Here is a 17290-nt window from a genome sequence, read left to right on the forward strand (position 1 = left end):
CCATGGCCATCCGACTGGATCAGCTTCCTGCCGAGGCGCCATGGCCCGCGCGGCCTCGTCTCCTGCTCTGGCTGGGCTTGCTGTTGTCGTTTCTGCTACTGGGCCTCGCCGCGACAGCGTTGTGGGGGACCGAGCCGCTTCAGCAGCAACTGTCGAACGCCTGGGAGCTGGCCTTGGGGGTGCCGCTCCTGGCTTGGTGCCTGCTGCTCGTTGTGCGTGCCGTGGTGTATATCGGCCAGCAGAGTGTCGCCGAGGGCTGGAATGCCGCCCGTGAAGAGGATCTGGCGCGCAGGATTCGCCGTGGTCGGCGTTCCCTGCAGGTGTTGAGCGTGAGCCTGCACACGGCCTTGCGCGGCCCAGGGGACCCGACGACGCAACTGGATGCCGTGCTCGATGGCCGCAAGCCCCTGAAGCCACAACCCTCGCGTTTGAACCCGGTCACGCTGTGCCGCAGTCGTCTACCGGGTGATGGGCGGGAGGAGCCTGCGCAGGCGATGCAGCGCGTGCTGGGGCAGGTACTCGCGGATTTGTCGCCAACCCTGGCGCAGTTACCCGACGCGACCCCCTTGGCCCTGCTGTTGGAGATCGACACCATTTTGCCAGCGGATCAATCACGGCAAACGTGGCAACAGGCATGGCGGGCGTCCGGCATCCGTCAGTCGACAGCGCCCCTCGAGCAGAGCGGGTTGGGTGCAGTGGACCACTGGCTCGACCAGCGTATCGATGACCCGGCCTTGTTACTGGTGGTCGCGTTGCAGTTTGCACCCGAGCAACCTGAGGGCAGTGCGGAAGTGGCCGTCGGGTTGCTGCTGGGCAATCGGCTGACACAACACATTCTGGCGCCTGTCGCTCACCTCCATCGTCCGGAGCAGGAGCACGCAACCACCACCGAGGCCCTGCTCCATGCAGCACGCCAGGCGCTGGACTGGGTGCCGTTGCAGGCGCAGGCCATTGATCGGGTCTGGCGCGTGGGCGTCAGTGCGCAACGTGCTGGCGCACTGAGCACGGTACTGAGGGCGGCACCGATGCTGCTGCACGAACGGGAACTGCACAACCTCGACCGGTTGCTGGGGCATTCAGGCAAGACGTCACCCTGGTTGGCGATCGCCGCCGCGACGCAGGCCCTTCAGCGCGACGCTGGGCCGCAGTTCATTTTCAGCGGTGACAGCCCCGTCGAGTCGGGGCTCTGGAGCACGGTGCTGACGCCTGTGCCATCACTTTCGGCATAGGACTCTCGAATGCAACCTGGATCTTCGATAGGAAAGTTGGCTGGCACCTTGATGATTACCGGGACTGCCTTGCTCCTGGGCGGTTGGCGTTTTCCTGAATGGCTGCAAGCTCCCTCTCAAAATGACCGGCAAACCGTAGCGTGGCTGGTGATAGCGGTGGCAATCCTTACCCTGATAGGGGGCGTGGCCGTTTACCGTTGGTGGGTACGTGGGGCCGCGCACGCAGGTTATGTCCAGCTTGTGTCGGATGATGTAGAGCTGTTCACACAAGCAGGTGTTGGTGCGCTGGGGAGTCATCGGCTTGGGCAAGTTCGATCTTACCTGCACGACCACCACGGCAGGCTCTGGCGCCGCAAACTGCGCCTGCTGCTGGTCGTCGGCGAGCCCGAGCAGATCGAAGCCATCGCCCCTGGCCTGGCCGGGCAGAAGTGGCAGGAAGGCGAGGGCGCACTGCTGCTCTGGGGCGGTGACATCCACGCCGAAACCATCCCCGCACTGTTCAGCCACTGGCACGGCCTCAGCCGCTGGCGCCCGCTGGACGGCGTGGTCTGGGCGCTGAACAAGACGCAGAGCGCCGACCCGACCGCGATCCGCAACGGCACCCGCCACCTGCGGCAACTGGCCCAGGACCTGCATTGGCAACTGCCGCTGCACCTGTGGCAGGTCTGCGACAGCGAGTGGTCGCAGGCTGACCGCACCACCCAGCCGGTCGGCACGCTGATGCCGGCGCCGTTCAACGCCGCCGATCTGCACACCCGGCTCGAAGCGCTGCTGCCCCCCTTGCGCCGGGAAGGCATGCGGCAGATGCGCCAGGTCATGACCCATGACTTTCTCTATCGTCTGGCCCGCGATCTCGAGGCCGAGGGCATGGCCCGTTGGCGCCAGGCCCTGGCGCCCTGGCTCGGCGCGCTGGGCCGAAGCGTACCGCTGCGCGGCCTGTGGTTCGGCCTGCCGCTGCCCTGCGCGGCCAATGAGGCGGCGCATCTCTGGCCGCCGACGCCGAGCTGGCAGGGCATCGTCGATGACCGCGGCGTGCGGCTGCGTCGGCTCGGCTGGCCGGCCACGCGAGTCGGTCATGTGGCGCTGCTGACCCTGGCCGCCGTGTGGGGCGCCGGACTGCTGTTGTCCGCAGCCAGCAACCGCGCCCAGATCGGTCAGATCCACACGTCGTTGGCAGCGCTGGAACAACCCAGCGATGGCAACGGACAAGTGCTGAGCCTCAATGATCTGGTGCTCGTGCTGGGTCGCCTGGTTCACCGGGCCGAGTACGGCGCACCCTGGTACCAGCGCTTCGGCCTGGACCCGACCGCCGACCTGCTCGACGCCCTGTGGCCCCGTTACATCGAGGCCAACCATCGGTTGATCCGCGACCCGGCCGCGAAGGCCCTGGAGGCACAGTTGCATGCCCTGGTCCAACTGCCCCCGGACAGCCCCGAGCGCACTCGCCAAGCCCCGGCGGCCCATCGGCAACTGAAGGCGTACCTGATGATGGCCCGCCCGGAAAAGGTCGACGCGAACTTCCTCGCCAGCACCCTGGGCAGCCTCGAACCCCTGCGCCAGGGCATTTCCCCAGACCTGTGGGAACTCCTGTCGCCCAGCCTGTGGCAGTTCTATGCCGACCAGTTGGCGGCTCATCCGGGCTGGCGCATCGAGGCCGACCCGCTGCTGGTCCGGCAGGTGCGGCAAGTCCTGCTCGGGCAACTGGGCCAGCGCAATGCCGAAGCCAGCCTATACCGCCAGGTGCTCGACCAGGCCGCGCCGCATTACCCGGACCTGGGCCTGCCACAAATGCTCGGCGACACTCACGGGCTGTTTTCCACCACCGCCAGCGTACCGGGGGTGTTCACCCGCCAGGCCTGGGAAGGCCAGGTGCGCCCGGCCATCGAGCGGGTCGCTCGGGCGCGCCGCGAGGAAATCGACTGGGTACTCAGTGAAAGGCCGGTCGCCGTCGACCCGTCGCTGACCCCCGAGGTGCTCAGGGAACACCTCACCGAACGCTATTTCCAGGAATACGCCGGCGCCTGGCTGGATTTTCTCGACAGCCTGCGCTGGCATCGGGCCGAGAGTCTGGGTGATGTGATCGAGCAACTGAGCCTGATGAGCGACACGCGCCAGTCGCCACTGATCGCGCTGATGAACACCCTGGCCTACCAGGGGCAGGCCGGCGGTCGCCGCCAGGCCCTGGCCGACTCGTTGATCCAGTCCGCCCAACAACTGGTGGCGCAGGACAAGGTCATACCCCTCGAAACCCAGGGCCTGGCCGGCCCACTGGACGCCACCTTCGGACCGTTGCTGAGTCTTCTGGGCAAGCACTCCGAGGGCTCGGCCGGGCCGGAAACCTTGAGCCTGCAAGCCTTTCTTACCCGGGTGACCGGCGTGCGCCTGCAACTGCAGCAGGTGAGTACCGCTGCCGATCCGCAGGCCGTGGCCCGTGGCCTGGCGCAGACGGTATTCCAGGGCAGGCGCATCGACCTCACCGACACCCGCGCCTACGCCAGCCTGATCGCCGCCAGCCTGGGCGCGGAGTGGGAGAGCGTCGGCCGCACGCTGTTCGTGCAACCGCTGGAACAGGCCTGGCAACGTGTGCTGCAACCCTCGGCGACCAGCCTCAATCGCCAGTGGCAACAGTCGATCGTCAGTGACTGGCAGACGGCATTTACCGGCCGTTACCCCTTCGTGAACACCAGCAGCGACGCCTCGCTGCCCATGCTGGGACAGATGATTCGCGCCGACTCGGGGCGCATCGAGCAGTTCCTGCAACGGCAACTGGGCGGGGTGCTGCACAAGGACGGCAGCCAGTGGGTGGTCGACCCCACCTACAGTCAGGGGCTGACGGTCAATCCGCAGTTCCTCACTGCGGTGAACCAACTCAGCCACCTGGCCGACGTGCTCTACACCGATGGCGGCCTGGGCCTGGGCTTCGAACTGCAAGGCAAGGCGGTGCGCGACGTGGAGCAGACCCGTTTCATCCTCAATGGCCAGGAGCATCTGTACTTCAACCAGCAGGAAAGCTGGCAACGCTTCAACTGGCCGGGCCGCAGCGACTATCCCGGCGTGAGCCTGAGCTGGACCAGCATCTACGCCGGTGAACGACTGTTGGCTGATCATTCGGGCACCTGGGGGCTGATTCGTTTGCTGGAAAAAGCCCGGGTCACGCCGCTGGACGATGGCGACAGCCGTTACCGCCTGGTGCTCAAGGCCCCCGACGGCCTGGACCTGACCTGGCACCTGCGCACCGAGTTGGGGGCCGGGCCCCTGGCGTTGCTCAAGTTGCGCGGTTTCAAGCTGCCCAGGCAGATCTTTATCGCTTCCCGCGAGTCGGGGGAGCCGTTGGCCGGAAAGGAACGTTTCGAATGAGCCTGCAGCCTTTTAGGCTATTCGGTCTGCTCGATGTTTCCATGTTGCACGCCCGCCCGCTTGAGCAACTGCTTGCAGCGCTCGGACAGGTGTTCGACCCGCAGGTGCTTGCCGGCCTTGGTGTAGCGATCCCGCAGGCTTTTCAGGGCGGCAATCGCCGAGTAGTCGACGAAGCTCAGGTGGCGGCAATCCAGTACCACCTTCTGTGGGTCGTTGGCCGGATCGAACAGGTTCTGGAATGGCGTGGTCGAGGCGAAGAACAATGTGCCGTGCAAGCGGTAGAGCTTGCTCCCATCGGGCTCCTCGTGGGTATCGGCGTACAGTTCGCGGGCATGTTGCCAGGCGAAGTTCAGCGCGGCGATCAGGATGCCGCACAGCACCGCGGTCGCCAGGTCGGTAAACACCGTGATCACGGTGACGGCGATGATTACCAGCACATCGTTCAACGGCACCTTGTTCAACACTCGCAACGAAGCCCAGGCGAAGGTCTGCTGGGACACCACGAACATCACCCCCACCAGCGCCGCCAGCGGGATACGCTCGATCAGCGGCGACAGGAACAGCACGAACAGCAGGATCATCACCCCGGCCACCACGCCGGAGAGCCGGCCACGGCCGCCGGAGCTGAGGTTGATCACGGTCTGGCCGATCATCGCGCAGCCGCCCATGCCGCCGAACAGGCCGGAAACCATGTTGGCCACGCCCAGCGCCGTGCACTCGCGATCCGGGTAGCTGCGGGTCTCGGTGATTTCGTCGGTGAGGTTGAGGGTCAGTAGGGTCTCCAGCAGACCCACCAGGGCCATCAGCACGGCATAGGGCGCGATGATGTGCAGGGTTTCCAGGTTCCACGGCACCTGCGGTAGCGTCGGCATTGGCAGACCGCCGGCGATATGGGCCATGTCGCCCAGGGTGCGGGTAGGCAGGCCGCAAAGGTAGACCAGCAGGCCGACCCCCAGGATCGCCACCAGCGCCGGCGGTACTGCGCGGCTCAGGCGCGGCAGCAGGTAGACGATGGCCATGGTCAGTGCGACCAGGCCGAGCATCACGGTCAGTGGCTCGCCAGTGATCCAGCCTTCGCCGTCCTTGAACTGCTCCAGTTGGGCCAGCGCGATGATGATCGCCAGGCCGTTGACGAAGCCGAGCATCACCGAATGCGGCACCATCCGCACCAGCTTGCCCAAGCGCAACAGGCCGAACGCAACCATCACCAGGCCACCGAGCAGCACTGTCGCCAGCAGATATTGCACGCCGTGCTGGACGACCAGGGCGACGATTACCACGGCCATCGAACCGGCGGCACCGGAGATCATGCCCGGCCGGCCACCGAATAGCGCGGTCAGAGTGCAGATAATGAAGGCGCCGTACAGGCCCATCAACGGGTTGAGGTGGGCGACCAGGGCAAAGGCGATGCACTCAGGCACCAGGGCGAAGGAGGTGGTGAGTCCGGCCAGGACATCGGCGCGTAGGCGGGCGGGTTTCATGGTTTACCTGAGGTGGGAGCCAGCGGAGGCAAGCGAGGGGTCTATGAAAGGCGGGGAATGTTACGGAAATGTAACTGGTCCTGCAAAAACTCGGTAATTGGTGCTAGGTGAATCCGCCCCCAGCGACTACCTTGATTAGGGCCCGCGCAGACAGGAGTCTGCGTTTCCAGCAAATAAAAAAAAGAGAAATTGGCTCATGAAATTCGAACCCCTTGCGCGCACGCTGCTGGCGACGGCGCTGATTCTGGCTGTTAATCCTGTTCATGCAGCATCCCAGGCGCCCGTCGCCGGGGAGAACGGCATGGTCGTCACGGCGCAGCACCTGGCCACCCATGTCGGTGTCGATGTGCTCAAGGCTGGTGGCAATGCGGTCGATGCTGCAGTGGCGGTCGGTTACGCCCTGGCGGTGGTCTACCCGGCAGCAGGCAACCTCGGTGGCGGCGGTTTCATGACCGTGCAACTGGCCGATGGTCGCAAGACCTTCCTCGACTTCCGCGAAAAGGCGCCGTTGGCTGCCACGGCCAACATGTACCTGGACAAGGACGGCAATGTCGTCCCCGACCTGAGTTCGAAAGGCCACCTGGCGGTCGCGGTCCCGGGAACTGTGTCGGGCATGGAACTGGCGCTGCAAAAATACGGCACGAAAAAGCGCGCCGAAGTGATCGCCCCGGCGATCAAGCTGGCTGAGGAAGGTTTCGCGCTGGAGCAGGGCGACATCGATCTGCTGCACACCGCCACCGCCGAGTTCAAGAAGGACATCCACGATTCCGGTGCGATCTTCCTGAACAAGGGCGAGCCGATGCAGGTCGGCCAGAAGTTGGTGCAGAAGGACCTGGCGAAAACCTTGCGGGAAATCTCCACCAAGGGCACCGACGGCTTCTACAAGGGCTGGGTCGCCAAGGCCATCGTCGATTCGAGCCAGGCCGGCAAGGGCATCATCACCCAGGCCGACCTCGACCAGTACAAGACCCGCGAACTGGCGCCCATCGAGTGCGACTATCGTGGCTATCATATCGTCTCGGCACCGCCACCCAGCTCCGGTGGCGTGGTGATCTGCGAGATCATGAACATCCTCGAAGGCTATCCGATGGAGCAACTGGGCTATCACTCCGCCCAGGGCCTGCATTACCAGATCGAGGCCATGCGTCACGCCTATGTCGACCGCAACAGCTACCTGGGCGATCCCGATTTCGTCAAGAACCCGGTGGCACACCTGTTGGACAAGGCCTACGCCGAGAAGCTGCGGGCCGCGATCGATCCGCAGAAGGCGGGGATCTCCAAGGACCTCAAGCCTGGCGTGGCGCCCCATGAAGGCAACAACACCACCCATTACTCGATCGTCGACAAGTGGGGCAATGCGGTCTCGGTGACCTACACCCTCAACGACTGGTTCGGTGCCGGCGTGATGGCGAGCAAGACCGGGGTGATCCTGAACGACGAGATGGATGACTTCACCTCCAAGGTCGGCGTGCCGAACATGTATGGCCTGGTACAGGGCGAGGCGAATGCCATCGCGCCCGGCAAGACGCCGTTGTCGTCGATGAGCCCGACCATCGTCACCAAGGACGGCAAGACCGTCATGGTGGTCGGTACGCCCGGCGGCAGCCGGATCATCACCGCGACGCTGCTGACCATCCTCAATGTCATCGATTACAAGATGAATATCCAGGAAGCGGTGGATGCCCCACGGTTCCACCAGCAATGGCTGCCGGAGGAAACCAACCTCGAAACCTATGCGGTCAGCCCGGATACCCAGAAGATTCTCGAAAGTTGGGGTCACAAGTTCACCGGCCCCCAGCCGCTGAATCACCTGGCGGCGATCCTTGTCGGTGCGCCTTCGCTCGATGGCAAGCCGGTCGGCAACAACCGCTTCTACGGCGCCAATGACCCGCGGCGCAACACCGGGTTGTCGCTGGGCTACTGAGCCTGGCCTCTGGCGGTCCTGGCGCGTGGAGGGCGTGCCAGGGCCGCCGACCGGCTCAGTGCCGGCTGACGTTTCTCAGGGTGATCGGCACGATCAGCCGATGAAACGGCGCCACCGGCAACATGTACAGGCGGCCCAGCAGATTATGGATGTGGACCACCGTCGACAGTGTCAGGGTACGCGTTCCCTCTGGCGTGATCGGCGAGCGGTGCAGCGTCAGATAGACATCCAGATGCTTGTCGCAATCGGCCATCATCACTTCATCAGGCTGGTTGGAGATCAGCGTGAAGATCCCCACGCGGTCATTCTCCCGGTAATCGGCATCCGCCCGTGCCAGGTCGATACGGGTCAGGCGCCCGAGATCCTTGAGTCCGAACACTCCCACAAGGCGATTGCGCAACTGCATCAGGCCGTCGATCCAGGCTGGTGTCGTCGACATCATGTTCAGTGCATGGCGCAGCGCCGTACGGTCGAGATGGGTATCGCTGATGCACTGGCTGTCGATGAAGTCGGCGTTGGGCAACAGACGATTGATGGATGAATCTGGCGGGACCGGGCAGGTTTGCACGGTGGGCTTCATCAATGGCGATCCTTGCAAGAAATGAATGGGGACCCAAGTTGCCTCGGGAGCCCCACTCTACGTGAACCCGCGGGTTTGTGCACCGCAGCCCGATCCGTTACCGGGGGTGGCCCTCGGCTTCCAGCGGCCCGTCCCGTCGTGGGACATAGGCCACGCTGCCGTTCTCATGGTTATGGGCCAGGCGGGCGCCGTTGGTGGGTTGTGTCACCACGACGTCATGGTCGACCGCGAGGTAGCCCAGGGGCAGGGTGTCGCCGGCCTTGAAACTGGTAACGATCAATGTCCGGGTCGGATCCCAGCGGCGGCCGCTGGTTTTCTCCAGCCAGTCGATCAGGTCATCGCTGTCGCCGTTGCGCGGGTAGTCCTGGTTTTCCTGCACGTAGTAGAAAGGCTTGCCCTGGTTGTTCAGGTACATCGGCAGCTTGTTGTCGACCTCGATCATCACCATCTGCCATTCATCCCACGGGGCTCTCTGGCTGGCCCTGGCCTGCACGTCGTCGGCAAAGCGCATGGCACCGCCACCGCCGTTGCTCCACGGATAGACGATCCCGACCACCAGCAGCACGAACGCTGCTGCAGCCGCGAAACCCCTGTTCCAGCCCGGTCCGCTGGTCTTTCCTGCTTCACGTTTTTCGGCCACGCGCCGGGTCACCCACCAGGCTGCAAGCAATTGCGCGAACGGCACCAGTGGCAGCACGTAGTAGCTGCGCCGGCTGCCACTGGCGGTGAAGAACGCGAACAGCAGGCCCAGGCCCCAGACCAGCCAGCGGGTGTTGGGTTCGATCCGCCGCCACTGGCGCAGTGCCAGCCACAGACCAATCAGCCAGCACGGTGCCCAGGGCAGGGTGTAGGCCGGCAGGTAGATCAGGTAGGTGTAGATCGGCCCCATGTGATCGAAGGGCTCGAAGAAGCGTACGACGTTTTCCTTGAACACCAGTGTCAGGCCACTCTCGCCGCTATAGGTCGGTGTGCCGTAGAGGTTCGATAGCACGAAGGGCACGGCGTAGAGCGCCAGGGCAATCAGCAGGGCCAGCAGCAGCCGTGGGTTGAGATGGCGTTTCCAGCGGCCCTCGGCAAGCAGGTGCGGCAGCAGCACCAGCCCCGGCAGGACGAAGCCGATCAGGCCCTTGAACAGCGAAGTCAGCGCCAGTATCAGGAAGAATGCCGTGTAGCGTCCCAGGCGCGTGTCATCCGGTCCGCGCCAGTACCACCAGACGGCGGCCAGCACGCCAAACACCGTGAGAATATCGGCGGTGGCCACGCGGGCCCAGAACACGAAGTAGAACGTCGTTGCCAGCATCCACCCGGCCACCAGGCCGGTGCCCTTGCGCCACAGGCGCTCGCCGATCAGGTAGATCAGCCACACGCTCAGCCAGGCGGCGATGACCGAGGACAGGCGCAACGACACGTTGCCCAGGCCTCCCAGCAGTTTGGCACTGGCGGTGATCAGCCAATAGGAGGGCAGGGGCTTGTCGTAGTAGGGCAGCCCCTTGAGGTACGGGTCGAAGTAGTTGCCCGACTGCAGCATCTGCAAGGCGATGTTCGCCCAGCGGGTTTCCGCACCCCACAGCTCCCGCGAGCCGAGGCCCAGCAGCAGAAGCAGGGCCGAGACGCCCAGCAGGAGGGACAGGGCACCCTGGTCGGTTTTCCAGTAGCGCAGGTTCATGGCTGGGTCTGCGGGAAGATAATGATCTCGCTGTCACCTTGCTTGTAGCGCTTGCCATCGGGCGGCAGCAGGCCGAGCTCTTCCATTTCCGCCGTACCCTTGATGCGCATGACCACCCCGACCGAACCTTGTTTGCGCGCCTCGCTCATCCACTGCCCGATGGTTTCGAGCGTGACCTGGCGTCCCTGTGCATCAGGGTAATCCAGGCCATATTTCAGTTCGCCGGCGGTATTGAACAAATCGACCTGTGGGCGCTGCAGGCGCCAGGAAAGTGCTGCGGCAGTACCCAGTTCGTTGCTCAGCAGGCGCTTGGTCTGGCGCAGTTCATCGAGATGCTCGGCGATGAACTGGTCGGGCATCTTGTTGCTGATCACACTGGCTGGCATGCCAGCCGGCAGCAGGGTCACCAGCAGGCCGATGCCCAGGGCCGGCATCGCCCAGAACGCCATGGGTCGCAGGACCAGCAAGGCGTTGCTGATGATCCAGGCCATCAGCATGACGAACACCAGCGACAGGCTGAACACCTCGGCATGGCTGTTGGCATAGACGGAGCGGGTTGCCTGCAGCGCGATCAGGGCAACCAGGGCGGCCACGCCGAGGGTCAGATTGAGCACGCCGTTGAGACGCAGCGCGCGGCCTTCGGCGCGGGCCACCCGATCGATTACCGCGTTGCCCATCATCAGTGCCAGCGGCAGCAGGCAAGGCATGATGTAGGTCGGCAGCTTGCCCTTGCTCAGGCTGAAGAATGCCAGTGGCAGGGCGAACCACAGCCACAGGAAGCCGGTACGTGCCTGGCGCTTTTCCTGCCAGGCCTGCTTGAACGTCGGCACCAGCAGCACCGACCATGGCAGGCATGACACCACCAGCAGCGGCAGGTAGAACCACCAGGGTTGGGCATGCTGGGCGTTATTGCCGGCAAAGCGCTGGATATGCTCGTGCCAGAAGAAGAAATTCCAGTAGTCGGGCTCCTGGGCGTTGATGGCCAGTACCCAGGGTAGCGCGACGGCAACCGCCACCACCACCGCGATCGGCCCCCAGCGCAGCAGCTCGCCCAGGCGCCGCTGCCAGATCATGTAGGGCAGGGCGATCAGCACCGGCAGTAGCAGGGCCAGGAACCCCTTGGTCAAAAAACCCATGCCGCAGGCCAGGCCCAGTGTTGCCCAGGCCCACAGGCGGTGGCTGCGTTGCTGGCTGTCGATCGCGAACCAGAAGGCGACCAGGCTGAGGTTCGACCACAAGGTGAACTGCGGATCGAGGTTGGCGTACCCGGCCTGCCCGGCGATCAGGCCGAAGCTCATGAACAGCAGCGCCGAGGCAAAGCTCTTGCGCGGGTCGTTCCATAGGCGACGGGCGATCAGGTAGGTCAGCAGCACGCTGAGCCCGGTGCTGACCGCTGAGGCGACACGCACGCCAAAAAGGTTTTCGCCGAAGATCGCCTGGCCAATGGCGATCATCCAGTAGCCGGCGACGGGCTTTTCAAAATAGCGCAGGCCCATGAAATGCGGGGAAGTCCAGTTGCCGCTCAGGAGCATCTGCTGGCTGATCTGGGCGTAGCGGGTTTCGTCGGGAACCCACAGGCCGTGAAACATCATCGGCAGCAGGTAGAACAGCCCGAAGGCCAGTATCAGTGCTGGCAGCGACCAGCGCCTGAGTACGGCGGGAGAAAGAAGTGACAAGTGAGAGTTCATGAGTCGGCCTTAGCGGTAATCACCGCCACAAGGGTTTTAACCGAGATTCGCGACTGCCAGGCGCGCGCCTGTCCGCGCCGGCTCAAGTCCATGGGGGCTTGGGTCGGTGCGATCATGGCGGAGGCGAAAAGATGGATCTGGCAGCGAGTGAGCGTTCAACCGAAGTTGGTGAAACAAGATGCCTTCAAGTGGCAGTGCTGTTCCATGGTCATGATGTTTAAAATTGCAAAGTGTCGCTGTCTTATATCCTGGTGTTGAGGGCCGCCTGCCAATCCTCGGCATTGAGTGTTCCGAGCATTTTCAACTTGCCATCTGCGCCCACCGAGACAAACATCGAACTGGTGTATTCACTCTTGGGGACATGTCGATAACCCAGTTGTTTCTCCAGGTCATCGATGCAGCCACTGTGGGTCACCAGCACCAGGTTGCGATGTGCGGCCTTGTGGGCCAGCGCATCCTGGCCCAGGGTCGGGCCGCAACTGACCAACCAGTCCGCGGTGATGGCGCTCTTGCCGAACATCGCTTCGGCGGTCTGCGCGGTGCGGGTCGTCGGGCTGCTGAGTACATCGGAGTTGCCCATGCCCACTTGCTGGAAGGCGCCGCCCACCTCCTTGGCGGAGCGATTGCCCAATTGGGTGATGCCATCGGCAGGGCCCAGGCAAGGGTTGCTCGAACGGTCGCAGCGCTCGGCATGGCGGACCAGCACGATCACATCCCCGGCTTTCCATTGTGCATAGACCCCGGTACTGCGCATGTGATCTCGCACCGCGAGATCGAGAGGCGTCCTGGGCCACAGGGCAAAACCGGTGGCCATCAACGCCGCCAGGGCCATTCCGATCGCCAGCAGGGCTGACTTGACGCGGGGCTTGAGAGGTTGCGGCAATACGGATTGGACGGCATTAAGGATAACCACGAACTCACCCATTGACTGGTCTGGCAACTTGAAGGGCATCACCCCGGAACATGACAGTCGTGATCAGTTGGCTTGCAGCGATACTGAAAACGATGGTGAGAATTTAAAGAGGTGCAGGTGGGCGCGAAGTGAAAGCGTTGTGAAAAAATTGAAAGTGCGCTTTTCAAGGCGTTTCCGGGTAGTTGGGTAATATTCGGAAGTGTTTGAGCGAGGGGATTTGCAGGGCATACGCAGCATGCCAATGCCGATCGACAGCGCAATCGGCATTGGCGTTGGCGGTTACTCGCCGCGGATATATTGTTCCAGTTGGCGAATCAGGTCGGCCTGTTGGGCGATGGATTCCTTGACCAGGTCGCCGATCGACAGCAGGCCGATCAACTGGTCGTTTTCTACCACGGGTAGGTGGCGCAGGTGCTTGTCGGTCATGATGGTCATGCAGGTATCGACCTTCTGGTGCGAATCCACGGTGATCACCGGTGCATTCATGATCTCGCTGACCTTGGTGGTTACCGAACTCAGTCCGTGCAGGATGACCTTGCGCGCATAGTCGCGCTCACTGATGATGCCAACCACCCGGCCTCTTTCGTCGACCACCGGCAGGGCGCCGACGTTTTTCTCGGCCATCTTGATCAACGCTTCGAACACGGTGTGATCGTTGCGGACGGTGTAGACCTCCTGACGCTGGCTACCCTTGAGTTTCAACAGATCTGCGACGGTCTTCATGGATGGTTCTCTCATGCGTTTTTCATGCGGTTCTTGTGTTGCGGCCACACTCCCTGGCGACCGGTCTTACAGAATCGTAGACTGATCCCGCGCAGACGATGCAGAAAGCGGCCTCCAGGCGCGAAAAAACGTCATTTTTAGCTCGTCTGCGTGCCTGTCCCACGCGATAGCCTCAAATACCGTCGTTCAGTTGCTTCCAGTCCAGGTCGAACCGCGCCAGGTACTTGCGCAGGCGGTCGGCATCGTTCGGATTGGCCTTGGCCTGGCGGGAAGCGTTGAACAGTTGCCGGCCGGCATCGGAGAGACTGCTGGCACGGCGGCAGACTTCGATCACCGCGTTGAGTTGCAGGCGATCGAACAGATCCATTTCCCCGGCGCGCTCACCGAGCAGGCGCTCCACGGCGTCTGCCGCTTCGACCAGGCCCCAGGCACGCCGCAGGCGGATGATTTCCTCCTCGACCTGGGATTCATCGATACGCCCGCTGTCGGCGAGGGTTGCCATGCGGGTGATCGAGGCCGACAGTTCGCGGAAGTTGCCCAGCCAGCTCGCCTCGGCGGAACAGGCGAAGCCCAGGTAGCGGCGTCGCGCCTGGGCGTTGAAGCGTGCCAGGTGACCCTGCTCGCGAGCGTGACGCTCCAGCTCGAAATCCAGGTTCGGCTCGATGTCTTCGCGCCGATCCGCCAGGCCGGGCAAGTCGAAAGTCCAGAGGTTGATGCGGGCATACAGGTCCTCACGGAACAGCCCTTCGATGACGCGACTGCGCAGGTCACGGTGGGTACCGGCGATGATCAGGAAATCGCTTTCCACTTCCTTGTCCGAGCCGAGGGGGAAAAAGCGCTTCTCCTCGATAGCCTTGAGCAGCATCGCCTGTTCGTCCAGGCCCAGTTCGCCGATCTCGTCGAGGAACAGCAAGCCGCCATCGGCCGAGCGCAGCAATCCATCGCGGCTGTTCTGCGCGCCGGTGAAGGCGCCCTTGGTGTGGCCGAATAGGGCCGACATGGCGCCATCGCCGCGCAGCGTGGCGCAGTTGACCTCGACAAATCGTCCCTCGACCTGATGCCGGCTGCGCTTGAGTTCATAGATGCGCCGGGCGAGGAACGACTTGCCGGCGCCGGTCGGGCCGATCAGCAGCATCGGCGCACGGGAGCGCACGGCAACCCGCTCGATCTGCTCGATGGTGCGGTTGAAGGCGGCGTTGCGGGTGGCAATGCCCGACTTGAGAAAGGCCAGTCCCTCCAGGCGGCGGTCGCTGAAGCGCTTGGCAATCCGGTCGTAGCGCGACAGGTCCAGGTCGATCAATGTGTGGGTGCCGGTGACCCGTGCCGCTTCATCCAGGCGCCGGGCAGGGGAGGTCTGTACCAGGCGTGCCGGCAGGTAGCGTGCTTCGGTCAGCAGGAACCAGCAGATCTGCGCCACGTGGGTACCGGTGGTGATATGCACGAGATATTCCTCATGCTCGGTGTCGAAGCGGTAGGTGTTGGTGAAGTCGTCCAGCGCGCCATAGACCTCTTCAAAATCCCAGGGATTACGCAGGTACATTGGATGCAGGCGCACTTCGGTTTCCGGCGACACCTGCTGAATGTCATTGCGTACCCGTTCGGCCAGGCTGATATCGCGGGCATCGGTGCCATGGATCAGTTCGAAGCGATGCACCAGCAGATCGGGCTGCTGGCAAAGGCCGATGCTCGGGCGCCAGTGGCTCCAGCGGTTGGCGCCCTTGCCGACGCGATCGAGGTTGGAACCGATGAAACCGATGGTGACTGTGCGCTTGCTGGGCATGTTTATCTTTCAGGATAGATGGCGATATAAAAGGATAAATAAAAATCGATTGCTCGTCTGGTCGTTGAACCTGATTTTTTGAAAGAAAAATATTTTTATCAATAAAATCAATGACTTAAAAATTTATCTGGGTGATTTTCAAAACCTGGCACGTGCTCTGCAATATCTCTGGCAACGAACGAGACAACAGAGCGAGAAGCCAAGATGGCCAATACCCAACTGTTCCAGACCCGCCCTCAGCCTGCGGCCTGCAACACCCGCAATGCCTCCGGCGCCGTGGCATACGCCTATACGGCTCGCCATGCCCTGGCACAGTTGGCGGTGACCGGTTGCCTGAACCAGACCTACCAGGCCAGCGCGCAAGGCCAGCTGGACGAGGTGCTCAAGCGCGTCGCCGAAGTCGACAGCGCCTTTGTGGCCAAGGCCGCGATCTACGCTCGCCAGCAAGGCCACATGAAGGACATGCCAGCCCTGCTGCTGGCAGCCCTGGCGGCCCAACGCTCGGTCATGCTGCCGGTGGTGTTCGCCAAGGTGGTGGACAGCGGCAAGATGCTGCGCAACTTCGTGCAGATCCTGCGCAGTGGCGTCACCGGGCGCAAATCGCTGGGTTCGCAGCCCAAGCGACTGGTGCAGGAGTGGTTGAACAACGCCAGCGAACGACAGTTGCTGCAGGCGTCGGTAGGTAATCAGCCGTCCCTGGCCGATGTGGTGAAGATGGTTCACCCCAAGCCCAATGAGGCCTGGCGCGAGGCATTCTTTGCCTGGCTGATGGGCAAGCCGGTGGCGTTCGATGCCTTGCCGCCATTGACCCGTTCGCTGCTGGAGTTTCGTGGCGGGGCAAGCCGGCAGTTGCCGCAGGTACCGTTCCAGTTGCTCGGCAACGAGGCGCTGGACCGGCAGCAGTGGGCGCAGTTGGCCGTGAACATGGGATGGCAGGCATTGCGAATGAACCTGAACACCCTGGCTCGCCAGGGTGCCTTCGAGGTTGCGGGATGTGCCATGGCGGTTGCCGGGCGGCTGGCGGATCCACAGGAAGTGGCCAGGGCGCGGGTCTATCCGTACCAGTTGCTCGCCGCCTATCGGATGATCGGCGAGGATGTGCCGCCAGTGATCGGTGAGGCTTTGCAGGACGCCTTGGAGCTGTCGCTGGAGAATGTCCCGGCCTTGCAGGGAGCGGTGGTGGTCTGCCCGGATGTTTCGGGGTCCATGCATAGCCCGGTCACCGGTTATCGCCAGGGCGCGACTACGGCGGTGCGATGCATCGATGTGGCGGCACTGATTGCGGCGGCCGTATTGCGCAAGACGCCCCAGGCGAGGGTGATGCCGTTCGAGCGTGGCGTGGTGAAGGTGCAGCTCAATCCACGCGATAGTGTGATGAGCAATGCGCAGAAGCTCGCCGCCATTGGCGGTGGCGGAACCTGCTGTTCGGCACCCCTGGCGCAATTGGTTCGCGAGCAGGCCAAGGTCGACACACTGATCCTGGTTTCGGACAACGAGTCCTGGATCGATGACCGTCGCCATGGCGCGACCGAAACCCTGGCACAGTGGGAGCGTATCCGGCGGATCAACCCCGATGCGCGATTGATCTGCATCGACATGCAGCCCGGGGCGAGCACCCAGGCACCGGACCGGCCGGACATCCTGAATGTCGGTGGTTTCAGTGATGCGGTGTTTGATGTCATCGACCAGTTCACCGCCGGCACCTACGGCGCGCGGCACTGGGTGAAAGTGATCGACGAGCTGTCGATATGAACGAAGGAAAACCTGCTCGCCCGTGATGGGCAGGGCACAACCCTGTTGAATTTCGCGGCAACCGAATGCCGGTGGGACTACATCCAAAGACGTCTCATCACCTTCTTGTCGGTTGCCACGAAAGGTACGAATGCCAGTGGCTGTACATCTGAATGCCGGTCTGAATCCGGCCCGTGGCAACACGGATCAGTCACTTC

Annotated in this window: 11 protein-coding genes; 4 read left to right on the plus strand and 7 right to left on the minus strand. The window is 63.3% G+C overall.

What is annotated here, in order from left to right; genetic code table 11:
- Window positions 1-2 precede the first annotated feature (2 nt).
- Complete coding sequence (locus tag AC6I6U_RS17630) at window positions 3-1229, plus strand: KPHS_23130 family T6SS system protein (RefSeq protein WP_497877315.1); 1227 nt, start codon at window positions 3-5, stop codon at window positions 1227-1229.
- 9 nt (window positions 1230-1238) lie between these two features.
- Window positions 1239-4586, plus strand: a complete 3348-nt coding sequence (locus AC6I6U_RS17635; protein ID WP_497877316.1) for an ImcF-related family protein — start codon at window positions 1239-1241, stop codon at window positions 4584-4586.
- Between the two features lie 17 nt (window positions 4587-4603).
- On the opposite strand, the gene AC6I6U_RS17640 is transcribed toward AC6I6U_RS17635, so the two are convergent.
- Complete coding sequence (locus AC6I6U_RS17640; protein WP_497877317.1) at window positions 4604-6067, minus strand: SulP family inorganic anion transporter; 1464 nt, start codon at window positions 6065-6067, stop codon at window positions 4604-4606.
- 196 nt (window positions 6068-6263) lie between these two features.
- Here AC6I6U_RS17640 and ggt point away from each other — a divergent pair, with 196 nt between their 5' ends.
- Entirely contained in the window at window positions 6264-7991 is a 1728-nt protein-coding gene (ggt, locus tag AC6I6U_RS17645) for a gamma-glutamyltransferase (RefSeq protein ID WP_497877318.1), read from the plus strand.
- A gap of 55 nt (window positions 7992-8046) precedes the next feature.
- Here ggt and AC6I6U_RS17650 read toward each other — a convergent pair whose 3' ends face one another.
- The 6 genes from AC6I6U_RS17650 to rtcR all read right to left on the minus strand — a co-directional run bounded on the left by AC6I6U_RS17650 (window position 8047) and on the right by rtcR (window position 15341).
- Window positions 8047-8571, minus strand: a complete 525-nt coding sequence (locus tag AC6I6U_RS17650) for a DUF2867 domain-containing protein (RefSeq protein ID WP_497877319.1) — start codon at window positions 8569-8571, stop codon at window positions 8047-8049.
- Window positions 8572-8668: 97 nt separating this feature from the next.
- Window positions 8669-10237: an ArnT family glycosyltransferase gene (locus AC6I6U_RS17655; protein ID WP_497877320.1), complete on the minus strand. Its 1569-nt coding sequence runs from the start codon at window positions 10235-10237 to the stop codon at window positions 8669-8671.
- Window positions 10234-11925, minus strand: coding sequence for a lipid IV(A) 4-amino-4-deoxy-L-arabinosyltransferase (gene arnT, locus AC6I6U_RS17660; protein WP_497877321.1), 1692 nt, complete (start codon window positions 11923-11925; stop codon window positions 10234-10236). Before arnT ends, AC6I6U_RS17655 begins: the two co-directional genes overlap by 4 nt.
- A gap of 241 nt (window positions 11926-12166) precedes the next feature.
- Window positions 12167-12850 carry a lipopolysaccharide core heptose(II)-phosphate phosphatase PmrG gene (gene pmrG, locus AC6I6U_RS17665; RefSeq protein WP_497877322.1) on the minus strand — a complete coding sequence of 228 codons (684 nt, stop codon included), beginning with the start codon at window positions 12848-12850 and terminating at the stop codon, window positions 12167-12169.
- Window positions 12851-13117: 267 nt separating this feature from the next.
- Complete coding sequence (locus tag AC6I6U_RS17670) at window positions 13118-13561, minus strand: CBS domain-containing protein (RefSeq protein ID WP_497877323.1); 444 nt, start codon at window positions 13559-13561, stop codon at window positions 13118-13120.
- A 172-nt stretch (window positions 13562-13733) separates the two neighbouring features.
- Window positions 13734-15341, minus strand: coding sequence for an RNA repair transcriptional activator RtcR (gene rtcR / locus AC6I6U_RS17675; RefSeq protein WP_497877324.1), 1608 nt, complete (start codon window positions 15339-15341; stop codon window positions 13734-13736).
- A 204-nt stretch (window positions 15342-15545) separates the two neighbouring features.
- Here rtcR and AC6I6U_RS17680 point away from each other — a divergent pair, with 204 nt between their 5' ends.
- On the plus strand, window positions 15546-17093 hold the full coding sequence (locus AC6I6U_RS17680; protein WP_497877325.1) for an RNA-binding protein: 1548 nt from the start codon (window positions 15546-15548) through the stop codon (window positions 17091-17093).
- The last annotated feature ends 197 nt before the right edge of the window (window positions 17094-17290 follow it).

This window comes from Pseudomonas sp. UTLPPB19802 (assembly GCF_059730225.1).